The sequence below is a fragment of the Bacillus sp. P14.5 genome, assembly GCF_003316765.1.
In the GTDB taxonomy this organism is placed as follows: Bacteria; Bacillota; Bacilli; order Bacillales; family Bacillaceae_B; genus Rossellomorea.
This window is the reverse complement of the sequence record NZ_NIJF01000009.1, coordinates 12,960-36,927: the sequence shown is the minus strand read 5'-3', so window position 1 is coordinate 36,927 and position 23,968 is coordinate 12,960. Positions and strand designations below refer to the sequence as shown.

Sequence of the window (23,968 nt, the reverse complement as noted above, 5' to 3'; positions counted from 1 at the left end):
ATTCCAATGAAACCCGAAGATGCCACATGGACAGATGATCAATGGAAAGCAATCTGGGCAAAAGGCAGGGATATCCTTGTTGCAGCTGCAGCCGGTTCTGGTAAAACGGCTGTCCTGGTTGAGAGGATCATTCAAAAGATGCTGGATAAAGAAGATGGAATCAACGTGGACGAGCTGCTTGTTGTGACGTTCACCAATGCTTCTGCGGCAGAAATGAGACATAGAATAGGAACGGCATTGGAGAAGGCGATTACGGCCGACCCCGGTTCCTACCATCTTAGAAGACAGCTGAGCTTGCTGAACCGCGCATCCATTTCCACTCTCCACTCATTCTGTCTGGAGGTCATACGTAAATACTATTACCTTATTGATATTGATCCTGGTTTCAGAATCCTGGATGATACAGAAGGGGAATTATTAAGGGATGAGGTCCTTGATGAGTTGTTTGAGGAGGAATATGGCAAAGAGGATAACGACTCATTTTACAAACTGGTGGACACCTTTACAAATGACCGAAGTGATGCCGCTCTCCAGGATATGATCCGCAAGCTGTATGATTTTTCAAGGTCGCATCCTGATCCCGATGCGTGGCTGGGGAATCTTGTGGATATGTATGATGTGGAAGAAGAGGGAAGCATTGATGACCTTCCTTTTATAGAAGCCCTGACATTTGATGTTCTGCTGAGCTTGAAGGGCGCACAAGCCTTGTTCCAACAGGCGTATGATTTAACAAAAGAGCCCGGCGGCCCTGCGCCAAGAGCCGAGAATTTTTTGGATGACCTGGCCCTGACTGAACGAATCAGTTCTTCTTTTCAACAGTCATGGAGCGAGGGGTATGCGGTGTTTCAATCTATTAAATTCTCAAGATTGAAACCATGTAAAGGGGATGAGTATGATCCCTCCCTCGTGGAAGAAGCAAAGGCAATGAGAGATAAAGGCAAGAAAATGGTTGAGAAGATAACGGAAGATTTCTTTTCCCGAAAACCTGAAACCTACCTGAGGGATATGAAGAAAATGAGGGAGGTCGTTCAATCCCTTGTCGAAGCTGTAAGAGGCTTCAGTCAAAAGTTCAATTCATTGAAAAATGAAAAAGGAGTCGTGGATTTCGCGGACCTTGAACACTTCTGTTTGGAAATCCTGACGGAAAAAGAGGGAACTGAAGAACTTAAGCCATCCTTTGCAGCTGCGCAATACAGGAAACAGTTTAAAGAAGTGCTCGTGGATGAGTATCAGGATACCAACCTGGTTCAGGAGTCCATCCTGGGTCTCGTAACGGCAGACGAGGAATCAAAAGGAAACCTATTTATGGTAGGGGATGTTAAACAATCAATCTACCGATTCCGCCTGGCAGAGCCGAACCTGTTTTTAGGAAAGTATAACCGCTTTACCTCTGAAGGTGCCGAAACGGGAATGAAGATAGACTTATCAAGGAATTTCCGAAGCAGGATGGAAGTTCTTGATGGAACCAATTTTTTGTTCAAACAGATTATGGGTGTGAATGTCGGGGATATTGAGTATGATCATGAGGCACTGCTTGTCAAAGGAGCGGCCTATCCGGAAGATGAGAAATATCCGATTGAAGTGGCTGTCATAGACCAGTCTGATGGAGGGGCTGCCCAGACAGTTGACACTCCTGACATGGAAGGCTTGGTTTATGACGAAGCGGACTTGGAAAAGTCAGTGGTTGAGGCAAGGTATATGGCTTTGAAGATCAAAGAAATGATAAGCGAAGGAAAAGAGGTATACGATCCAAAGGCAGGCCGTCACCGGAAGCTGCAGTACAGGGATATTGTCATCCTTCTCCGTTCGATGCCATGGGCTCCTGAAATCATGGAAGAGTTCAAGAAACATGGTATTCCGATCTATGCTAATCTTTCTTCAGGCTACTTCGAAGCAACAGAGGTTGCCATTATGCTGTCGCTGCTGAAAGTGATCGATAACCCTTACCAGGATATCCCGCTTGTATCAGTGTTGAGGTCCCCGATTGTCGGAATCGATGAAGAGGGACTTGCCGAGGTGAGGATTCATTCAAAGTCAGGAACTTTTTATGATGCGCTCCAGAAATATATCAGTAAAAAACCAGGTCATTTCAATGAGGAATTACATGAAAAGTTAACCGTGTTTCTCTCCAATTTGACTGTGTGGAGAACCAAAGCGCGTCAGGGAGCTCTTGCAGAATTAGTCTGGCAGCTGTACAGGGATACAAGATTTTATGATTTTGCCGGCGGGATGCCTGGCGGAAAACAGAGACAGGCCAATTTAAGAGCCCTTTATGACCGGGCACGCCAATACGAAGAAACTTCTTTTCGCGGTTTATTCCGCTTTCTGAGATTCATTGACAGGATGAGGGAGCGCGGAGATGACTTAGGAGCGGCAAGAGCCCTGAGCGAACAGGAAGATGTCGTGAGAATGATGACCATCCACTCCAGCAAAGGGCTTGAATTCCCAATCGTTTTTGTGGCCGGACTTTCAAGGCAGTTCAACTTGATGGATCTGAATCAGTCTTATTTACTCGATAAGGAATATGGTTTTGCGTCAAAGTACCTTGATCCGGAAAAGAGGATCAGTTATCCTTCATTGCCTCAGCTGGCTTTTAAAAGAAAGAAGAGGCTTGAGACAATAGCAGAAGAAATGAGGGTCCTCTATGTCGCCCTTACCCGCGCGAAAGAAAAACTATATCTCGTAGGTACTGTAAAAGATGCGGAGAAGTCCATCAAACAATGGAACGCGGCTGCCCGCCATCAGGAATGGCTGCTTCCGGATTTTGAAAGAGCCAAAGCCTTGAGTTTCATGGATTGGGTAGGACCTGCTCTGATCAGACACAGAGATTGTTCTGTTTTAAATGAAGGGGACTCTGCATCTCGTCCGCTGCATCCTGAACTTGGTGAACACCCGTCTTGCTGGAAGCTGGACGTCATCCCAAAATCTCATTTTCTCATACTCGAAGGAGAAGAAGGTGATGGGGAAACGGAGTGGCTGGAAAGGATCAAAGCCGGACTTCCAATTGAAACGGAATCCTCTGATAAAAAGGAAATCGCTGATACATTATCGTGGCGTTATCCATTTCCAGAAGCGGCTGTACTGCCTTCAAAGCAATCCGTTTCGGAAATCAAAAGGATGTTTGAGATATCTGACGAAGCGAGCAGTGACAGGCTCGTGAGGAAGATTCAGAAGCCGGTCTTCAGGCGCCCTAAATTCCTTCAAGAAAAAGAGCTGACTCCCGCTGAAATCGGAACTGCCATGCATATGGTGATGCAGCACATTTCTTTCTCTGAAATGCCCGGCGAGCAGTCGCTGAGGTTGCTTCTCGAGAACCTGAAGAGGAAAGAGCTGCTGACAGAGGAGCAGGCAGCAGCTATCGATCAACAGAACATCCTAGGATTCTTCAAAAGTGAAATAGGGCAGAGAGTACTGAGAGCCAAGGAAGTTCACCGTGAGGTACCTTTCAGTATGGCTGTGCCTGTACAGGAAATTGATGCCCGGGCTTCTGCCAAGGATTCAGAAACCGTCCTGGTCCAGGGGATCATCGACCTTATCTTCAGGGACGAAAATGGTCTTGTGCTCATGGATTACAAAACTGACGGCATAGAAGACCGTTACAAAGGCGGCTTTGAGGAAGCAAGACCGATTCTGCTTGACCGTTATCGTGTTCAAGTAGGATTGTACACTAAAGCCGTTGAAAGGATCTGGAAGGAACATATAAATGAACGATACCTTTATTTCTTTGACGGCAGCCATGTGTTGAACGTGGAAAATGAATAGTATTGAAAGCTCCGGGGGGTCCGGAGCTTTTTTTCATGGTCCTATAGAAAATCTCCCTTCATGAGGGGATAAGCAGATTTCTCTGACACTTCTTACCATTCAAGCAGGCGGTTTAACTGTGAAGGACATGAATAATCTAAAATAAGCGGAATTTTTCCGGCTAAGCTGCAAAATTGCATTCGATAAGGGGTATATAAGCGGAATTTCTCCGCTTAATCTAGCTATTTCTGTTTCTCTTTTTAAAATAAGCGGAATTTTTCCCCTTATTTCTTAAATTTTTTCATTGAGGATAAATTGCTATTTTGAAATCAATCAGTGATCCTTTCATGCAGAGGACGGTAAGAGAGGCTTCAAGCCGCAGAGCAAACCACCAGTACTCACTGGGTGCTTTGATTTGTTTGGAAACGCCATGTTGTGGAGACAGGGGAACTCAATGTATTTTTAAACCTTTGGAAGGGTAAATATAAGTTGATTACTTGAAAAGGCACCGTATTGCTTTAGAGCAAGGCGCAACAGAGGAGGAATCCTTTGTAAAAAGCAAGGGTTACCGGCACTCAAAGCCTGCCATGCCAATCAAAAATAAAAACGATCATTTCCTGCACCTGTCAGTCTCCGGCCGGCTGCCCAGGCTGCTATCCGCCGGTTTCTGCATTGTGCCTCCAGAAGCTCCCTTGAAACACCTTCATGTCTATTCTAATTAGCATGACAGGTCACATTAATAAAAGGCCCAAGATAATTGATGGTGCCGGTCTGGCATAATACTCTGCGGAAAATCATCCGCAAATAGGCAGCAGGAGGCGGAAAGCGTGGCCAGGAATTCAATTGGCACTTGTGATTTATGTATGAGAGAAGAAGTTGAGACAACCAGGCATCACCTTACCCCTAAGGAAGAGGGTGGGACTTTCCTGCCGACTGCTCAACTCTGCAGGGCCTGCCATAAACAGATTCATTCGCTTTATACGAATGAAGAACTGGCTGCAAGGCTTACGACTATTGAAAGTCTCAGGAAAGATGAAAAAATCAGCAGGTTTTTGAAATGGATCAGAAAACAGCCAGCCACCAAACTGGTTAAAGCGAGGAAATCGAATGAAAGAAGACGAAAGGGAAGGCGATGATTAAACCATCGGCCTTCCCTTAATTATTTCCGGTAATCGGCTGGTCGATTACATTGCAATCGAATGTCGTATTGGCGCTGAAGACATTATAGGTAAGCTGGAAAGGACCAGTGTTGAAACCGCCGGAGCCCCCTGTTGTTTTTTGGCTGGATTTTGGAGAAATAATTCCGGCATCCCCGAATTGGACATTTCCTCCGCCTACACTCAGAATCTGGACAGGTCCTATAATAGCCGGCATATGAATACATCCTTTATCGTCAAATTGGCTTATAATTTTACTTTATGAAAAAAACAGGATAAATGTTCATTTCAACTCACGCGCTTTGAGCTGCCTGATGTTCTTAACTCTGGATTCCATAAACACATTTCCTGTTTGGCCGATATGGAGAACAGATGAAAAGGAGGAACCCACGATGTCGATTTTGTTTACTGTTATAGGGCACTCGTCTATTTTTGTGAAAGCAACTGGAGAAGGGGGTGGAGTGAAAGGAATAGGTTCGCTGTAAATGGGATATAGGCTGAAATCACCTTCGCTGGAAAAGAATAACTGCCTTTCCCTCTGAACCGCGAATGCTTTTTGCTGCGACATAATTTCCTTGGAATCTCCAATCTGAAGGACCGAGCTGAAGGAGAGAGTCCTGATTTTAAATTCTTTTACAATGGAATATCTATTGCTCAACAACATTCACCCTTTCGGAGTCAGCGGCACAAACGGTCCAATAATGAGTGACTCTGCTGGCGTGTCGAAGGTGGAGGCGAGCTGGATGGTACTCGCGTCTCCAATCAGAAGCAGGGACGAACTCGATACTGCCTCCACATTGAGTGTGTTGACACATAACTCACGGTTGATCACTTGAAGATTCATGGTTTGCTCCTCCTTTTAAATTATCCGGAAGATTCGACATAAAGGAATGAATGGCATTCGTGATATCACTTTTCAACTTGACGAAAATTTTATCCTCCCAGGCTGTCTCTCCAGGTTGTCTTACTTGATGCACCGGCATGGATTGGAGGTAGAATTGGATTCTCTGAGGCATTTGCTTCTTTATATCTTCTTTGATCAAATCATAATAGGATTCATCCAATGAGGTACCCAGCTGAAGTTCGGTATCACTGATGATTCCCGGTACCTCTTTTACAATATAATCATTTACCCTTGGCATGAGGGATTTCTGCATGTCTTCCATGTCAACCTGCTTGACGGGGGGAACGGGAGAAGAGGTCTGTCCTTCGACGGCAAAATCTTCAATTTTCTCCAGGTCGCTTGGATTCAGGCCGATATTGAGTGTACCTTCAAGGGTTTCCACCTTAAGCTGATCAAACCGGTACTCAATACTTTCGACATTGATTGATGGCTTTTCTTTGAGAGCAGAGACTTCTTGCTGCAGTTCCTGAATGAGTGTCTCTAGGTTGTTTATACGTTTGGCTTGCTCAGCGATATATTGATAGAGCTGCTGGTAAGTATAATACTGCTGCAATGTCAGTCACCACTTTCTTTGGCTTTATTTTAAGGTCCCGGTGCAGCAAGAGGAACCAATAAATCGTCTCCCACAGGAGGAGTCGGGCCGTCTTTCTCGGGTTCCGGAGCTGGTTCGGCAAAGCCTCCTGTATTATACAAATAAGATGTCGGGAGGATCTGACCGGATGTGCCTATTTGAAATACGGAGGAGTTGGTCATTCCTCCGATTTTAATCATGTGTATATGAATGGACTGTTGGACATAGAGCTTCATCTTAATCACACTCACAATGTAAAATTAATTCCCTGGTCAAGCGTATCATCATCAATCGTGTAGGTGACAGAGTTTTCGTTATATACAGAAATTCCGTCCCCGGTAATAAATGAACCCGCACCGGCAAAAGTTTTTGCGGAGGAAACCGGACTGATCTGAAACACGTCACCGATATGAAAGACTCCGGACGATCCCACACTGATAACTTGAACAGCTCCTACAAAAGCCGGCATACTGTTCACACCTTTTCTGCTGAATTAGTTAGTTTATCTTATGACAGCGGGCAGGGGATGTGATAATCGCCTAAAAGTCCGAAACAAGTTACAATAGGGGATATAATAATTTAAGAAGGAGACAGAAATATGCAGGTACTTCAACCGGTCAATAAAAAGGAAAGGCTGCTTTCACTTGATGTGATCAGAGGTTTTTCATTATTGGGTATATTTATCATTAATATGATTTCATTTCATTCACCGTTTTTATATGTTGATCACTATTCCTGGTGGAGTTCTCCGGCTGACCAGCAGCTGTTCCCATGGATAGATATCCTCGTTCAATCCAGCTTTTATCCGCTGTTTGCTATGCTGTTTGGTTATGGATTGGCGATTCAGCAGGAAAGATCTTTGGAAAAAGGGATAAACTTTTACCCGCTTGCTGTAAGACGCCTTCTCGTGCTCTTGCTTATAGGGTGTGTCCATGCCTTTATAATATGGTCCGGGGATATCCTAATCAACTATGCTTTATTCGGTCTGATATTGCTGGGATTTATGAAGCTGTCAGGAAAAGCATTGCTTTGGACTGGAGCTTTATTATTTTTGCTTCCTCAGCTGTTTTTCAGTATCCTGATGCTGCTCATCAGTTTTACAGATCCGGCAGGTACGGCATTTTACTCTGATTTAACTAATATCACAAATTCCCTGGAAGTCTATAGCAGTGGAAGCATCAAGGAAATTTTTCTTCAGAGATTTGAAGATTGGTATAATGTCAATGGACCTGGGAATATTGTATTCTTAATGCTTTCAATTCTTCCAATGCTGATGATTGGAGCGGGTGCAGGGAAACTGAAGATACTTGAACGGATTCCCCAAAATAAAAAGTTCTGGACTGTGATGCTGGCCATTTTCTCTTCAATTGGATTGGTCCTGAAATCATTGCCATTCACAGTGGATGCCAACATAGCTTCCGCCTATATTCAAGATATGCTTGGTGCTCCATTCTTATCAGTATCATATGCGATACTATTGGCTTTATTATTGATTAACCGAAAATTTTCAACTGTTCTTAAGCCTTTGGCCGCAGCAGGAAGAATGTCCTTGACTAACTATCTGGCCCAGTCAATCATAGGAACACTGATATTCTATAATTATGGCTTAGGGTTATACGGGGAAGTTACACTGGTAACAGGCACATGGCTGGCAGCAGCAATATTCCTGATCGGTGTAATTGGTTCCGAGTTGTGGCTGTCAAAGTTTTCTCAAGGACCAATGGAAAAGGTGTGGAGAGTCCTTACTTATAAAAAAGCCCGAACTCAATCTTCTGAATAACAGGCTGTTTTCGCATACATTGTTGCTCTCGGAAAAATCCCAAGAGCCGGATTTTTCCCCGGGTACCAAAGGTTTTCACTATCGGAGGGATCAGCTCTTTTGTTTTCAAGTCAGCTAGGCTATTCCGGTGAATTAAAGGTAGTTTTTCTAGGGAATTAGTATTAAATAGCCGCAAAGTTTATAAAAAGAGCCATATAAAAGAGAAAGGGCAGGGTGAATCATGAAACTGGTCTCATTTAACGCAAAAATGGAAGAGAGTTACGGTGTTGTAAAAGAGGCTGGAGAATCGATTTGGAATCTGGCTGGATTGGAAAGGAGTTTTGATGGGGAGGAAGTGCTGCCTACCTCGCTGCTGCACCTCATTCAAGAGGAACAGAAGTATTCGAAACGCTTGAAGGAGTTAGTAAGATTCGGGGAGTCACTTGAGGATCAGACTTCTTGTATTTATTTATGGAAAGATGTCACCTTGCTTCCTCCGATACCGAAACCGGCCAAAAATATCATGTGTGTGGGCAAGAATTATCGTGAACACGCTATTGAAATGGGCAGCGAGGCAGATATTCCGGAGCATATCATGATATTTACAAAGGCTCCAACATCCGTGACTGGCAGTATGACTGCAATTCAATCTCATGAATCTCTTACATCGCAGCTTGATTATGAAGGGGAACTAGCCGTCATTATCGGCAAAAAAGGGATAAATATTTCGGAAGAAGAAGCCCCTGAACATATTTTTGGTTATACGATACTCAATGACATCACGGCCAGGGACCTTCAGAAAAAGCATAAGCAGTTTTTCCTTGGAAAGAGCCTGGATACGACTTGCCCGATTGGTCCTTTTATCGTAACGGCAGATGAAATTAAAGATCCTGAAACTCTTACAATTAAAACAGTAGTGAACGGGGAAGTGCGTCAAGAGGCACCCATCAGCGATATGATTTTTCCAATAGCGAAGATCATATCAGAGTTATCAGCCGGCATGACCCTCGAACCGGGAGATATCATTGCAACAGGCACTCCTTCAGGGGTTGGAAAAGGCTTTAAGCCTCCCAGGTTCTTAAAATCCGGCGACAGAATTGAAATTTCCATAGACAGAATTGGAACGCTCGCAAATACGATTCAATAGAAGTTACAATTTTTTGTCTGAACCAGCTATTATTCGTGCAGATGAAGACAGGTATGGTAAGATAATGGGGATATTAGTAATGTTCAAGGAGGATTTGTACATGTTTGATAATACTCATGCCCATATTGCAACGTGGGTGATAGGGATTATTTTGTTCTTCGCAGCACTGTACCTACATAACAGCGGCAAAAAGAAAGCGATGAAAATTGTTCATATGACATTGAGACTGTTTTATTTATTGATCATCCTGACAGGAGTTCTTCTGTTCTGGAAGCATCAAGGGGTCTTCCCGATGCAGTATGGACTGAAGTTATTGGGAGGACTATGGGTCATTGCCATGTTTGAAATGATTCTGGTCAGGACCAACAAAGGCAAAAAGACAGGAATCTTCTGGGCGCAGCTCATCATCGCCCTGGTGGTTACAATTTATCTTGGTGTTTGGCTGCCATTGGGCCTTTGGTCACTGGCATAAATACGGTAAAGGCTGCTCTGGACAGAGCAGCCTTTTTTCATGGTCTTGAAAACCCCTGGCTATGCCCGGGGTTCCAGCGAGCTTATAGCGAGGAAGGGGAAATTTCCCTTCCATTAGAGGATAAGCAGGTTCCTTAACACTTCTTACCATGCAAGCAGGCGGTTTACCAGTGAAGGACATGAAAAAAATAAGCGGAATTTTTCCGGCTAAGCTGCGAATTGCCTTTGATCTGTGGTATATAAGCGGAATTTTTCCGCTTAAGCACAGCTAAATGGATCATTTTCGCATCTTTTTAGCTAATAAGCGGAATTTCTCCGCTTATTTCTTGAAATTTTTTATTGTAATAGATTACTGATGAAATCATTCAGTGGACCTTTTAGGCAGAGGGCGGTAAGAGAGGCTTCAAGCCGCAGAGCAAACCACCAGTTCTCACGGAGGTTTTGAATCTATTGTTATAAACAACCTCTGTTGATACCTTTTAACTATAATATCCGGTCGATGATGTGACAGGCAGCGACAATAGTGATGTCACCTGGGGAATTCAGCGCAAGCTATCCAGCCCGCTTAATGTTAAAGCAGCAGCCGCAAATAATAACGAAAAAGAGCAAAATTCCTCATCTTTCCACAAAATTAACTAAAATTTATACATTATATCTGAAAATTATGGTATTTTTTATATAAGTGAAATAAGTAGATACGATAACGCACGGTTACTTATCCAAAGACGAATTGTTTACATAGATTGTTACCAAGAGCGGTGGTGTGTCAATGGCTAAATCATTTAATCATATTTATTCTTCTCAGGAAAAACTGGCTGAGTACATCAGCGGCAATAATTTAGATTTTTATCCGACGGTTTTTATACAGATATTCCTGGGACAAGTGCCATTAGATCAGGCGAAACAGATTAGAGCACAAATCATTTCATATCTGCCTAAGGCTGTCATCATTGGGTGCAGCACAGATGGTCAGATTACCGATGGGAAGATTGTAAATGACTCACCTGTCTTGTCTTTTACGGTACTAGAGAAAACAGAAGCCGTTTCGAAGCTGATAAAAATCGATGAACACCATAAAGCCCATGAGACGGGCCGGCACCTGGCTGAAAAGCTTGTCGGTTTGGAAACGAAAGCGGTCATCCTATTTGCAAGCCGTCTTGAGGTGAATCTGCATGAGATACTGCAAGGATTTCATGCGGTATCGCCCAAGGTTCCTGTCAGCGGCGGCGTTTCAATGGATGTGCCAGGAAGGCATCAGTCAATTGTATTGACGGAAAATGAAGAATCTGAAAAGGGCATTGCAGCGGTTGCCCTGAATAGTTCCAGCTTGATTGTACAGTCATTTATCAATGAGCAGTGGAAAGAAGTTGGAAGGCCGTTGACAGTTACGAAGTCAAAAGGATCGGTCATCGAAAAGATCGATCATATGAAGCCACTGAAGGTGTTGGAACACTATCTTGGGGAGCGTTTTGTTTCCCGTCTGCCGGAATCAGGTGTCGAATTCCCTTTCCTTGTGAAACGTAGTGAAGGGGTTTCCACTCTCTTTCCATTAAGAATCAATGGAAATGGTTCAATCGAAATGAGTAAAGAAGTGAAGCAGGGAGACAGCCTGACTTTTGCTTTTGCTGATCTTGAGTCGATTGTCGACTGTTCTTTAAGAGAATTAAACCGATTAAGGAGGAAGCCGGTCGAATCTCTCTTTATCTTTAACTGTGCAGCGCGGAGGCAGTTCATAAAAGACTTTACGAAGGCTGAAATGGAAATGATGGCCGAGATAGCCAGCACAGCCGGTTTTTTCTCGCATGGGGAAATTTTAATGGACGGCAGCAAGGCGCCTGAGTTGTATTCACACTCGCTGACCTTTCTCGCTATCTCTGAAGATGATCAGCTGCTTCCCATAAATAGGGAGAGGTTCCAGTACGCACTTACTCCAGAAGGGAATACAAGGGTTTCTCTCACACAGCTGATCAATGCATCTTCAAGCGACATTCAGAAGTTGAATGAAAATATCCAAATCTCTGAAGAATACTATCGGTCCCTGTTTGAAAACAATACAGATTTCGTCTATTCCACTGACTTAAAAGGAAGGTTTAATTCTGTCAATCCTACCTTCCTTAAGACATTTGGTTACTCTGAATCTGAGTTGATCGGCAAGCTGTCCATATCCTTTATATTTGAAGAGGATGTTCCCAGGATCAAGAGGCACTTCTTCAGGACTCTGTCAGGGAAGGAGCAATTCTATGAACTCTGGATACCATCCAAATCCGGGGAGGTTCAATTATTTCATATAAAAAATATACCGATTACCATAGATGGAAAATGTGTTGGGTTATTCGGAATTGGCAGGAATATTACTGAACAGAAGAAGACAGAAGAAAAATAACGCAATTGGCTTATTTTGATGCGGAAACCGGACTCCCGAACAGAGTGAAATTCCGGGAATTGTCTGAAGAGTTCATAGAACGCGCTTATAAGAAAAAGCGCCGTCTCGGCATCCTTTTTCTTGATATAGACCGGTTTAAACTGGTGAATGATACACTTGGGCATTCTGCAGGTGACCGGATTTTAATCCAGCTGGCTGAGAGGATTAAAAGTGTACTTCCAAAAGGGGCTTATCTTGGGCGGTTTGGCAGCGATAAATTCACGATACTGATCAGCAAAAATGTAACGGACGATAAAATCAGGCAGGTTGCCGCTATGATTGCAGAACATATCCAGAAGCCGATCCTCCAGGGCAACCAAGAATTTTATATAAAAGCAAGTATAGGAATCGCAGTCTATCCCGATCACGGAACCAACCTCTCGGATCTCCTGAGAAATGCTGATACATCCTTGAATTGGGCGAAATCCAATGGCGGCGACCAGATTGTTTTCTTTACAAATGAGATGAATATACATACCCTCGAAAAGGTGAAAATGGAAAGTTATCTGCGAAAAGCGCTCGAAAGAAAAGAATTCAGCATCTATTACCAGCCTATTGTAGAGCTGAGCGGGAGAAAGGTTATTGGAGCCGAAGCCCTTATCCGCTGGAATCATCCCTATTTGGGGCTCGTCTCCCCAATGGATTTCATCCCGCTCGCGGAGGAAACCGGATTGATAGGTTCAATAGGTAACTGGGTGCTTCAAGAGGCTTGTAAACAGGCGAAGGAGTGGCAGGCAAAAGGACTTCCTGATTTTTATATATCTGTGAATGTTTCTGCTAATCAGTTTCAGCAGCCTTCCTTCACCAATGAAATAAACCAGGCACTGCATGTATCGGGTTTGTCTCCAGAGTATCTGTGTCTGGAATTGACCGAGAGTGTGATGATTCAGCATTCCGGACATACAATTGACAGAATGGAAGAGTTGTCGGCACTTGGAGTGAAAATTGCAATCGACGATTTTGGTACTGGATATTCGTCCTTAAGTTATCTTAAACATCTCCCTCTGCATATTTTAAAAATCGATAAATCATTTGTTCAGAATATCGAGGAAAGCAGTTCTGATTACGCAATCGTCCAGGCGGTTTCGATGATGGGAAAAGGGCTTGGGATGCAGGTAATCGTCGAGGGGATTGAAACGAGTGACCAACTGCTCCTTCTTGACGACCTCAATTGTGACCTGGGACAGGGATACTTCATTTCAAGGCCGATTCCCCCAAAGGAAATGGAGAAATGGATTAGGGATTCACGGGTTTACCTTTTAAGTGAAAGGTGACTGAACTTTGAGTTGCGTTCGTGAAAATGAAGGTTATCTTTATATCTTTTGCAGTTTTTAAAGAAGGCCTGCCTGCAGTTCAAACACGTTTTTTTACCATCAGGAACTTGGATACCATTAAACTAATAAGATAAAGAAAAGCTGTGAGTTCCCCCTGGGCTTCAGCTTTTCTTTATTGAAGCTCACAGGGCCCTGAAAAGGAATTTAATAAGGAATAACCTATTAAGTTGTTCTATGGTTTTAAAAACGACCTAGCTATCTTCGAAAAGAGCAAAAAAAGAAACTGTAAGCCAGCAGTTTCTTTTTACATTGTCTTATTCCAGCTTTTCAATAACGATTCTCTTTCCGGTACTCAAGGTGAACTCAAATCGGTCGCGTTGTTTTTTATAATAAGTAAAGTGATGCTGTACCGAACACACTGTATCCCCATTATCAAACGTCAAAAAGTTCACCCCTTCTCTTATTTTCCTGTCTTCGAGAAAACAGAGGTGATTATGGCAGAATATACAATCATACAACGAGAATTCAAGTGAGTTCAAGCTGGTCAGGAACTGGAAAAAAGAATCATCATTTAACTCCTCGATCAGCATTTCGAGTGAATAGATCAGTGCTTTTTTTATCCGGATCGTTTCTGTATCCTGGAGATTCATTTGATCATAGGCGGTTTTTACAATGCCTTGAGACTCTAAAATTCCTCTTTCCCATCCCTGGTCACGAAAAACTTCAACTTCCTGCTGTGTGTAAAATTCCAAGTCCGTCGCTTCATCCAACTCATCATCAAAAAACACCCATTGATTATGAATGAATTCTACAGTTCCTAGTGTGTAGGAGCGGTTTTGCCGCTGAAGGAGCTTCTTTCTGTACAGGTTATTCACCTATTTCCCCCCTTACCTGAAAATGTTATATCAACATTATCTACATTTTGGGCCTATTTTAGCATATTCATTTAAAGTAAAAGTGAAATAAGACAATTAACCATTTTCAGAAGATTGCATATGATAATCCATATTGCATCTAGCCCAATTTTGCCTGAGAAAGAAAGGATGTCTGATATGTGCGGAATAACAGGATGGATCAACTTTAGAAAAGATTTGAGAAACTCCAGGGATATCTTGGAGACTATGACTGAGACACTTTCCAAAAGGGGACCGGATGATTCCAATGTATGGCTGGATACTCATGCTGCTTTTGGCCATAAAAGACTGACAGTTGTGGATCCTGCAGGCGGAAAACAGCCAATGGCAAAAGAGGCGGCTGGGCACAGGTTCGTTATATGTTATAACGGAGAGCTCTATAACACGGAAGATATAAGAAAAGTCCTTCTTTCCAAGGGCTATACATTTAATGGACATTCAGATACTGAGGTGCTCTTGACTTCCTACATCGAGTGGAGGGAAGAATGTGTTCATCATCTGAACGGAATCTTCGCATTTGCTGTATGGGACAGTGAGAAACAGCACGTATTTATCGGAAGAGACCGCCTTGGTGTCAAACCATTCTTCTTTACTGAAAAAGATAATGGTCTTTTGTTCGGATCGGAGTTAAAGGCATTGCTTGCACATCCATCTGTACCAGCAGAAGTAGACAGAGAAGGGTTATCGGAAATACTTGGACTTGGTCCGTCACGTTCTCCGGGGTCGGGAGTTTTCAAGGGTGTAAAAGAGCTGAGACCGGGCCATGCCATGGTATTTTCAAAAAATGGTTTAAAGGTCTGGAGATATTGGAACGTGAAAAGCGGACAGCACACGGACAGCTTTGAGGACACAGTTGATAAAGTGGGTTTTTTGGTGAAAGACAGCATAAACAGACAGTTGGTATCGGACGTTCCTCTGTGTACCTTCTTATCTGGAGGACTGGACTCCAGTGCTATTACAGCCATTGCGGCAGAGGCTTATCAAAAGGAAGGGAAAGGAAGGCTTCACACTTACTCTATCGATTACGAAGGCAACGATCAGCATTTTAAATCGAATAAATTTCAACCCAACTCTGACAGCAAATGGATCAATTTAATGTCTGACACGTTTGATACCGTTCATCACAACTGTATCATTACACAAGAAGAATTAAAGAATCACCTGACTGAGGCTGTGCATGTAAGAGATTTGCCTGGGATGGCAGATGTAGATTCATCGCTGTTGTGGTTCTGCAGAGAAATCAAAAACGAATTCACAGTCGGATTATCAGGAGAGTGTGCGGACGAAATCTTCGGCGGGTATCCATGGTTCCATAATGAAGAAGATTTTAATCGTAAAGGTTTTCCGTGGATGAGATCTGTAGAGGAGAGGCAGTCCCTGTTAAAACCGGATTTACGTAAAAAGCTGAATCTCGAAGAATACGTACTCTCGAAATACAGTGAAACAGTGGCAGAAACCCCTGTCCTGGAAGGTGAAACGCCAATAGAGGCTAAAAGAAGGGAACTTTTCTATCTGAATATCATCTGGTTCATGACGACGCTGCTTGACCGAAAAGACCGGATGAGTATGGGAGCGAGCCTCGAGGTGCGTGTCCCATTTGCCGATCACCGGCTGGTTGAATATGTTTGGAATATCCCTTGGAGATGGAAGATGCACGAGGACAGGGAAAAAGGGATCTTGAGAAAAGCTCTGGAAGGAACATTGCCTGATGAGGTGCTTTATCGAAAGAAAAGTCCTTATCCGAAAACCCACCATCCTGTTTATACTTCCTTGGTTAAAAACTGGCTTGAGGAAATATTGCAAGATAAATCCAGCGCACTGTATGAGTTATTTGATCATAGGCAGCTTAAATCACTTGTAGAAACGAACGGAGAAGCCTTTAAAACACCTTGGTTTGGACAGTTGATGACAGGACCGCAGCTCCTCGCTCATCTTGCGCAGATTCATGTGTGGTTCAAAGATTACAATATTAATATTGTGGATCGATGATTACTCGAAGCTCATGCCGTAAAACGGTGTGAGTTTTTATGAGTTTAGGGGGTTGTTTCATTGTCGCTTCAAGTTTACTATCAGCAATTCTCCATGGAATTCAGAGCCGGGGTAAGAAAACTTTTGATTATTATGCAAGAGGAAGGGCGTTTTTATGGCATGAGACCGTGAAAAATGAAATCAACGTAGTCAGCAGGCGCCGAAGACGGCACCGAATCTCCGAAAAACGAAATCGATGCGGTTAGAAAGCCTCGCAGACAGTATAGAATCTCGTAAAAACGAAATCGGTGTATCCAGGGGGCCCCGCAGACGACATCGATTCTCGCAAAAACGAAATCGATGTATCCAGTAAGCCCCGCAGACGACATCGATTCTCTCAAAAACGAAATTGATGTATCCAGAAAGCCCGACAGACAGCACCGAATCTCAAAAAAGTGAAATCAATGCCGTCAGAAGACCCCCCAGACAGCATCGAATCCCTAAAATTCTGAATTACACAGCCAAAATCCCGCAAAGACATCATCGGCCGCACTTCAATAAAACTCAGCTGCTAGACCACAAGTGAAAACCCCTTCCGCTACATGGAAGGGGTTAAAAATCATTCATTCTCAATGATATTGTTTTTTCGAAGCAGGAACACTCAATCCATCAAGCTTTCTCACTAATTCTTTTCCAAAAGCAGCATTAGGCTGGTTGGAGTGGGATGTCAAAACGGTTTCACTCAATTCATAAGCGGTTGCCCCGTGTTCAGAGAAATCAAGGCCAGCCAATTCATCCTCACTGGATACACGAATTCTGTCTGCCTTGTTCACAAGATAGATGACAGCACCGGAAGAAGCAGCGACCCATAGTATGACGGCTCCCACGCCAATTGCCTGTGTCCCTAAAAGGGAAAGGCCTCCTCCATAGAAAAGTCCATTTGAGACATCAAAGAATCCGATTGCAAGGGTTCCCCAGATTCCGCAAAGGCCGTGAACAGCAATTGCTCCGACAGGATCATCCACCTTTAGTTTCACTTCGATGAAGCGGACGCCTTCGACTAAGAGAATTCCTGCTGCTAATCCAATCACAATCGATCCGCCGATGGAAACATTGGCGCATCCTGCTGTGATTCCGACCAATCCTCCTAACGCACCGTTTAATGTCAGGGATGGATCGATTCGATTAAAGCGGAATGCTGTGTAAAAGGCAGATGATAGAACGGCTGCTGAAGCAGAAAGCAGGGTGGCGGTGATGACACGCGGTACCAAATCAGGATCAGCTGTCAATGTGCTTCCTCCGTTGAAACCAAACCAGCCGAACCACAGGATGAAAACACCAAGGGCGCCTATCGGTATGTTGTGGCCGGGAATGACATTCACTTTAGAGTTGGTATATTTTCCAATCCGCGGTCCAAGGAAGAGTACAGCTATGAAAGCAGCTACCGCACCGCTTAAATGAACGACAGTTGAGCCGGCAAAATCAACAAAGCCCAGTTCTGAGAGCCAGCCTCCGCCCCAAACCCAGTGTCCGACAACAGGGTAAATGAGTCCAGTAATGACGACGGTGATGAGCATATAGCTTCTCAGTTTCATTCGTTCAGCAACGGCCCCTGATATTATTGTTGCACAAGTTGCCGCGAACACCGCTTGGAATACAAAGAATCCAATATCTTCACGTCCAGCCAGCAGGAATCCGTCCGTACCGGTTAGACCGTTGGCCGTGCTGCCAAACATCAATCCAAATCCAACGAGGAAATAGAGGATGGAGGCGATTGAAATAGTAAGGAAGTTTTTCATCAGGATATTCAGCGTGTTCTTAGAACGGGTGAAGCCCGATTCTACCATCGCAAATCCTGCATGCATGAAAAACACCAATAAAGCTGCAGTCATGACCCACATTCCATCAACAGAACCCTGGACACTTTGGGCAGTGGGAGTCTGGGCAAAAGCGGGAGTGGCAGCCAGCAAAAGAAAAGCAGATAAGCACGAAACTTTTTTTAGCATGATATTTGTTCCTCCTGATTATTTAGATTGTGTTGAAGCAAAAGCAAAAGAATAGGAGAGTCCTGCAGTAAGTCTTGATGGAAAATTTGAGTTTAATGATGAGTCAAATTTCTTTTGGCAAAATTAAATAAATGCCTGTTTACCACGTTCTTTCGATCGAATCCGGACAACTTCCTGGATATCAGATATGAAAATTTTTCCGTCCCCGACATTACCGGTTGAGCAGTATTCGCAAATCAAGTCGATAATTTCCTCCGTTTCAGTATCCTCTACAATCATTTCAACCCTGACTCGGGGTGAGAGAGCAACTTCGAAGGTTGTGCCTCGAAACAGTCCTTGTTTACCTTTTTGTTTGCCGCAGCCAGCAGCTTCAGATACAGTCAAACCATTGAAACCACTTGCAGCCAGGCCTTCTCTTAGTGCTTGAAATACTTCAGGGCGGATAACGGCCACGATTTTTTTCAAATCATTCAGCTCCTTTATTAATGTTAGAAAAAATAACATAAGTAAGTTATGTTTTATATCATATTCTGAATACTTGAAAAAATCAACTAATAAAAACTTATGTAAGCGTTTTAATGTAAAAAACTTAACAAACCTTATCTTATTTTTATATGAATCAAGATAAAAACTGAAAAATGGGCTGTCTAATTTGAGGATCAAGTGAATAAATCATCAGTGCAGGGACACAAATAGGGTGGGAGTTCTACCAAAGAAAAAATCCCCCCGCTAAACAAGCAGGAGGATAAAACTATTTTGCTTGGGCTTTGCCTATAAAGCTTTTATTCATCCAAACTCTTGATCTCCAGCGGCGGAGCATGATCACTCCCCGCAGCCATTCATCTGCGATAAAGGAAATCCACACGCCGATCAAGCCAAGCCCAAATACAATTCCTAATAGGTAGGACAGGAACACACTTACTCCCCACATGGAGAGAATGCCGACGTATACAGGGAATTTGACATCCCCTGCTGCTCGGAGTGAGCTGATTACAACGAGATTGAAGCTTCTCCCTGGTTCGAGAATAATGGTCAGCCAAATTAAAATGCTCCCAAGGTAAATGATTTCTTCATTGCTTGTGAAGATTCGTAAAAGTGGTTCTGAAAACAATGCAAAAATGACTGCCATACCCAAGGATATGAAAATTGATACCTTCAAGCTTTTGATGCATCTTTCGTATGCCGACTTGAAATCTTTGCGCCCAACCATATGACCAATCATAATCTGGGTTCCCTGGCTGATTGCGAGTGCGAATAAAAAGATGAACATCATGAGATTCTGGGCATATACCTTTGTGGTCAATGCTTCTGTTCCAAGAATGGCGATAAAATAAGTGATAGCCATCTGGGAACCATTGTATGAAAGGTGTTCTCCAGCTGATGGTATGCCGATTCTCAGCAGGTCTTTAATATGCTGTACCGGAATAAGGCGCTTGATGGAGAATATTCCAGGAATTCGTTTCACCAAAACAAAGGTTATGGCAATAAGGCCGATGGTCCGGCTGACCACAGTTGAAATGGAAACACCTTCAACTCCCAGAACCGGGATACCGAACGGTCCAAAAATGAATAAATAATTTCCGATTACATTGAGGATGTTCATACCGATCGTGATATACATAGCATCTTTAGTAAATTCATAGCTTCGCAGTGTAGCGCCCGCTGTCATGATTAAAGCCTGGATAAAAGAGAATCCGCCAACAATGGTTAAATAGGTGGATGCTTCACTACGTAATTCTTGGGGAATATCCATCACGCTGAGAATCTGTTCGTTGAATATAAATATGAGTAAGCTTAATAAAAATCCAAATATAAGGTTGGCTATTAATGAAACGACGGCCACTTCACGTGCGGTGCCGATTTTATCGGCTCCTAAATTCTGCGAAACAAGTATGGAAGTTCCGGTTGCGACAAATCCAAACATGACAATGATCAAGGACAGCACCTGATTTGAAACCCCGACAGCTGCCACTGATTCATCTGAATACTGGCTAAGCATCAATGTATCGGCATTCCCCATCAGCATATGCAGGAATATTTCTACGAAAATCGGCCAGGTAAGTGCGTATAGACTTAGTTTTTTCTTATCTAGACTCATGATGCAGTCATCTCATTTCTTACAAAATATAATACTCAATTATACTGAAAATATCAGTAAGAGGGGTAATGGAAAAATATCCATTACATAACTCGCTAAAGAAACAAAAGACTCCCGGCAGTTCGGTCTTTTGCCGGGAGGGAGTGAATTAAAATTGCAGTATGCTGAAGCCGAGCGGGTTTAGTTCCACCCCTATATCATCCGAATCGGCAGCGAACTCTTGATCCTGCCAAATATCTGTGATTTTCTTGCCTTTCAGGTTGAATGGAAGAGGGTAAACGACATTCTTATCAGCCGCATTCAAAATGATGACTATTGTTTTCTCACCGTCTGATTTAGTGTAAGCTATGCAATCTTCGTTAATCTCAGCAGGCATGAAGGTGAACGTTCCATCATTTGCGAGAAGCTTATGTTCCTTTCGAAGAGAAATCAATCTTTGGACATGCTCGAAGGTCCCTCTATCCTGCTTTGCATGATCCCACTCCATGCATTTTCTGCAGCCTGGATCTGCTCCTCCCGTCATCCCGATTTCATCTCCATAATAAAGACATGGAGAGCCAATGAAAGTCAGAAGCAAGGTGAAAATTTGTTTTATTTTTCCTTATCCTCCATGCATTCTGTAAGGATTCTTGGAGTGTCATGGCTTCCGACTAGGTTAAAGGCGGTTTCCATTACATTCTTTGGATACATATGCACTACATGTGTCATGCTTTCTATGAATTGCCTCGGATTAATGGTGCCTTTGGCAAACAAATTCAGTATATTGGTGGTGAAAGGGTAATTCATGACCGCGTCAAACTGATCTCCTCTGAGCCAAGGCATTGAATCATGCCAGATTTCGCCAAGGATATATAAATCAGGTTTGATGGCTTTTGTCTCTCTGCGGAAATCCCTCCAGAAAGAGTGATCCACTTCATTCGCAACATCCAATCTCCAGCCGTCGATATCAAATTCTTTAATCCAGTATCGGCCGACTTCCAAGAGATACTCCCTGACTTCCGGGTTTTCAGTGTTAAGCTTTGGCATGGATGGCTCAAAGGCAAAAGTATCATAATTAGGAATAGGATCCTCTTGAAGAGGAAATTCCCTAATATGGAACCAGTCTTTGAAAGATGAACTTTCCCCTTTTTCCAAAACATCCTGGAACTGAGGGAAATACAGCCCGCTGTGATTGAACACTGCATCCAGCATAACTCTGATTCCGTTTTCGTGACATGCTTTGACAAGGGCTTTAAGTAATTCTTTACTGCCGAACTGAGGGTCAAGTTCAAAATAATCAATGGTATCGTACTTGTGATTGGAATGAGCTTTGAATATCGGTGTAAAATATATCCCGTTAATTCCTAATTCTTTTAGATAAGGAATACCATCTATAACCCCTTGCAGATCACCGCCGAAGAAATTATCAGGTTTAGGTTCTGTGCTTCCCCAAGGAAGGGTGCCTGCGGGATCCCAGTCTTTATTCCCATTAGCAAACCTTTCAGGGAATATCTGGTACCAGATGGTGTCTTTGACCCAAGATGGAGCTTTAAAAACGTCGATAGAATTAAGGAATGGAAAACAGAAGTAATCTCCAACATCATTTGACGGCTGGTCAAGAAATCCTCGGTCTCCAAAGAAATTAGATTCCTGGCCATCCTCCAGGAGAAACCCGTACCGGAGTCTTTTGAAAGGTGGTTCGACTGAAGCGAACCAATAATCGAAAAGCTGATCTGATCCAGTATGAATCATTGGCATTGAGGAATAAATCCATTTTCCGTCTTTCCACTCGTAAGGATCTCCATGCAGTAAAGAGACCGATTTCAGATCCTGTTTTTTCGTTCTGATCCGAATATGTATTTCTCTATCAGTGCAAGCGTATGCATAATTATCTTTTGGCCTATGGTAGACAGCTTCTAACTCCATATTTCAGCCTCCTTTATCAATTTCACTTAAAGGTTATTGCATATCAATAGTAAAGTCAATCGGGATGTTATCAGCAGAAAATAAAACGTTTTCAAAAAAATTCAAAAAAAGTATTGTCAAAAAAATTATAAGCATTATAATAAGGGATAGGTTGTGCAATCGGTTTCACAAATATGAAAGCGGTATCTAAATGCCTATATTTTTTGTCGATTTGTGCAAACGGTTGTTCAATTTAATTTTTTTGTACTCAGGAGGGGTCAGAATGAAGAAAGCACTATCATTATTGATGGTCATCATGCTGGTTTTAGGCGCATTGGCTGCCTGCGGACCTAATCGTGAAGAGGGAGCAGGGAACAATAACCAAGGCGGAGACGATAATGAAACACCTGAAACAAGCAAACCAGAGAAGCTTGTCATCTGGGAAGATGAGAAAAAATCAGGATGGTTAGATGAAGTAGGTGCCAAGTTCACAGAAGAACACGGTATTGAAATTGAAGTCAAAGAAGTAGAAATGGCTACGAAGATGAAAGAACAGCTTCGTTTAGATGGTCCGGCTGGGACAGGCCCGGACGTAATTACATTGCCGCATGACCAAATCGGGGAAATGGCTCTAGCGGGTCATATCGCTGAGCTTGATGTAGAACAAGAGATAGTAGATCGTTTCTCTGAATCTTCTATTTTGGCGCAATCTTATGAAGGAGCACTATACGGCCTTCCGAAATCTTCTGAAACGCCGGTATTCATTTACAACAAAGAGTTGATGGAAGAAGCTCCATCCACTATGGATGAAGTTTATGATTTCTCTACTGATTTCACTAAAGACGGAAATTATGGTTTCCTTGCACTGTGGGATAACTACTACTTTGCTCACGCTCCTATTGGAGGAATGGGTGGGTATGTTTTCGCGGAAAATGACGGTGCATTGAATCCAGCAGACCTTGGATTGAACAATGAGGGTGCTGTTGAAGGTGCTGAGTATATCCAAAAATGGTATGAAGAAGGATTATTCCCTAAAGGGATCGTCGGAGAAAACGGCGGAGCTGCAATGGATGGATTGTTCAATGAAGGAAAAGTTGCTTCTGTTATGAACGGACCTTGGTCTTTCCAAAGCTATGAAGAAGCAGGAATTGATATTGGGGTTGCTGCTATGCCAACTCTTCCAAATGGAGAGCCAATGAAAACATTCATGGGTGTTAAAGGATGGCATGTATCCGGATACTCCGAGAACCAGGAGTGGGCACAGACGTTCATCGAATTCATTACACAAGATGAGCACTCAAAACTTCGCTTTGAACAAACAAAAGAAGTTCCTACGAATACAGCCCTTGTAGATGATCCTGCAATTGCTGAAAATGAAGGAGCTAAAGCAGTTGCCGAGCAGTCTCAGCATGCAGTGCCTATGCCGAACATCCCGGAAATGGGAGAAGTTTGGGATCCAATGGCAGATGCTTTGCAAACGGTAGTCACTGGCAAACAAGAGCCGAAAGCAGCCCTTGATTCAGCAGTAGACACAATTGAGCAAAATATCGAAGCGAACCATTCTAACTAAACATAATAAGGGGACTGACTCTTGGTTGAGTCAGTCTTCTATATTAAAGCTTGTTAACCTCAGAACAGTATAGTTACTTCAG

19 protein-coding genes and 1 pseudogene are annotated in these 23,968 nt (G+C 43.2%); 9 read left to right on the top strand and 11 right to left on the bottom strand.

Going from position 1 to position 23,968, the window contains the following annotated elements; all coding sequences use genetic code 11:
* Nucleotides 1–6: 6 nt before the first annotated feature.
* Together addA and B9Z54_RS00590 are read left to right on the top strand one after the other, a co-directional pair.
* A complete protein-coding gene (addA, locus tag B9Z54_RS00600; RefSeq protein ID WP_481747764.1) occupies nt 7–3,762 on the top strand; it encodes a helicase-exonuclease AddAB subunit AddA in 3,756 nt (1,251 codons plus the stop codon).
* A gap of 842 nt (nt 3,763–4,604) precedes the next feature.
* Nucleotides 4,605–4,877: an HNH endonuclease gene (locus B9Z54_RS00590; protein WP_397541231.1), complete on the top strand. Its 273-nt coding sequence runs from the start codon at nt 4,605–4,607 to the stop codon at nt 4,875–4,877.
* A 19-nt stretch (nt 4,878–4,896) separates the two neighbouring features.
* On the opposite strand, the gene B9Z54_RS00585 is transcribed toward B9Z54_RS00590, so the two are convergent.
* The 6 genes from B9Z54_RS00585 to B9Z54_RS00560 form a co-directional block, all read right to left on the bottom strand.
* Nucleotides 4,897–5,115: a spore germination protein gene (locus tag B9Z54_RS00585; protein ID WP_113926600.1), complete on the bottom strand. Its 219-nt coding sequence runs from the start codon at nt 5,113–5,115 to the stop codon at nt 4,897–4,899.
* Between the two features lie 66 nt (nt 5,116–5,181).
* Entirely contained in the window at nt 5,182–5,556 is a 375-nt protein-coding gene (locus B9Z54_RS00580) for a spore germination protein GerPE (protein ID WP_240189747.1), read from the bottom strand.
* 6 nt (nt 5,557–5,562) lie between these two features.
* On the bottom strand, nt 5,563–5,742 hold the full coding sequence (locus tag B9Z54_RS00575) for a spore gernimation protein GerPD (protein WP_113926598.1): 180 nt from the start codon (nt 5,740–5,742) through the stop codon (nt 5,563–5,565).
* A complete protein-coding gene (gene gerPC, locus B9Z54_RS00570) occupies nt 5,717–6,355 on the bottom strand; it encodes a spore germination protein GerPC (protein ID WP_162785029.1) in 639 nt (212 codons plus the stop codon). The genes B9Z54_RS00575 and gerPC overlap by 26 nt, the downstream gene beginning before the upstream one ends.
* Nucleotides 6,356–6,384: 29 nt before the next feature.
* On the bottom strand, nt 6,385–6,609 hold the full coding sequence (locus B9Z54_RS00565) for a spore germination protein GerPB (protein WP_113926639.1): 225 nt from the start codon (nt 6,607–6,609) through the stop codon (nt 6,385–6,387).
* Nucleotides 6,610–6,620: 11 nt separating this feature from the next.
* Nucleotides 6,621–6,842 (bottom strand): spore germination protein, encoded by a 222-nt coding sequence (locus tag B9Z54_RS00560; RefSeq protein ID WP_113926596.1) that lies wholly within the window; start codon nt 6,840–6,842, stop codon nt 6,621–6,623.
* 129 nt (nt 6,843–6,971) lie between these two features.
* On the opposite strand from B9Z54_RS00560, the gene B9Z54_RS00555 reads away from it, so the two are divergent.
* From B9Z54_RS00555 to B9Z54_RS25425, 5 genes are all read left to right on the top strand, one after another.
* Entirely contained in the window at nt 6,972–8,153 is a 1,182-nt protein-coding gene (locus B9Z54_RS00555; protein WP_113926595.1) for a DUF418 domain-containing protein, read from the top strand.
* A gap of 247 nt (nt 8,154–8,400) precedes the next feature.
* On the top strand, nt 8,401–9,279 hold the full coding sequence (locus tag B9Z54_RS00550) for a fumarylacetoacetate hydrolase family protein (RefSeq protein ID WP_481747765.1): 879 nt from the start codon (nt 8,401–8,403) through the stop codon (nt 9,277–9,279).
* A 100-nt stretch (nt 9,280–9,379) separates the two neighbouring features.
* Nucleotides 9,380–9,751, top strand: coding sequence for a YisL family protein (locus B9Z54_RS00545; protein WP_113926593.1), 372 nt, complete (start codon nt 9,380–9,382; stop codon nt 9,749–9,751).
* A gap of 768 nt (nt 9,752–10,519) precedes the next feature.
* Nucleotides 10,520–12,133 carry an FIST N-terminal domain-containing protein gene (locus tag B9Z54_RS25430; protein WP_240189746.1) on the top strand — a complete coding sequence of 538 codons (1,614 nt, stop codon included), beginning with the start codon at nt 10,520–10,522 and terminating at the stop codon, nt 12,131–12,133.
* Nucleotides 12,134–12,138: 5 nt separating this feature from the next.
* Nucleotides 12,139–13,446, top strand: coding sequence for a putative bifunctional diguanylate cyclase/phosphodiesterase (locus B9Z54_RS25425; protein ID WP_240189745.1), 1,308 nt, complete (start codon nt 12,139–12,141; stop codon nt 13,444–13,446).
* A gap of 314 nt (nt 13,447–13,760) precedes the next feature.
* On the opposite strand, the gene B9Z54_RS00535 is transcribed toward B9Z54_RS25425, so the two are convergent.
* Nucleotides 13,761–14,321: a DUF2777 family protein gene (locus B9Z54_RS00535; RefSeq protein WP_113926592.1), complete on the bottom strand. Its 561-nt coding sequence runs from the start codon at nt 14,319–14,321 to the stop codon at nt 13,761–13,763.
* 177 nt (nt 14,322–14,498) lie between these two features.
* Here B9Z54_RS00535 and asnB point away from each other — a divergent pair, with 177 nt between their 5' ends.
* The gene (gene asnB, locus B9Z54_RS00530) at nt 14,499–16,349 is read left to right on the top strand and encodes an asparagine synthase (glutamine-hydrolyzing) (RefSeq protein WP_113926638.1); all 1,851 of its coding nucleotides are present in this window, start codon (nt 14,499–14,501) and stop codon (nt 16,347–16,349) included.
* 608 nt (nt 16,350–16,957) lie between these two features.
* On the opposite strand, the gene B9Z54_RS00525 is transcribed toward asnB, so the two are convergent.
* From B9Z54_RS00525 to B9Z54_RS00510, 4 genes and pseudogenes are all read right to left on the bottom strand, one after another.
* Nucleotides 16,958–18,334, bottom strand: a complete 1,377-nt coding sequence (locus B9Z54_RS00525; RefSeq protein WP_113926591.1) for an ammonium transporter — start codon at nt 18,332–18,334, stop codon at nt 16,958–16,960.
* 123 nt (nt 18,335–18,457) lie between these two features.
* The gene (locus tag B9Z54_RS00520; protein WP_113926637.1) at nt 18,458–18,799 is read right to left on the bottom strand and encodes a P-II family nitrogen regulator; all 342 of its coding nucleotides are present in this window, start codon (nt 18,797–18,799) and stop codon (nt 18,458–18,460) included.
* A gap of 286 nt (nt 18,800–19,085) precedes the next feature.
* Nucleotides 19,086–20,432: an MATE family efflux transporter gene (locus B9Z54_RS00515; RefSeq protein ID WP_113926590.1), complete on the bottom strand. Its 1,347-nt coding sequence runs from the start codon at nt 20,430–20,432 to the stop codon at nt 19,086–19,088.
* Nucleotides 20,433–20,580: 148 nt separating this feature from the next.
* Nucleotides 20,581–22,337: pseudogene (locus B9Z54_RS00510) on the bottom strand (glycoside hydrolase family 13 protein).
* A 262-nt stretch (nt 22,338–22,599) separates the two neighbouring features.
* On the opposite strand from B9Z54_RS00510, the gene B9Z54_RS00505 reads away from it, so the two are divergent.
* Entirely contained in the window at nt 22,600–23,886 is a 1,287-nt protein-coding gene (locus tag B9Z54_RS00505; RefSeq protein ID WP_113926589.1) for an extracellular solute-binding protein, read from the top strand.
* Nucleotides 23,887–23,968: the final 82 nt, after the last annotated feature.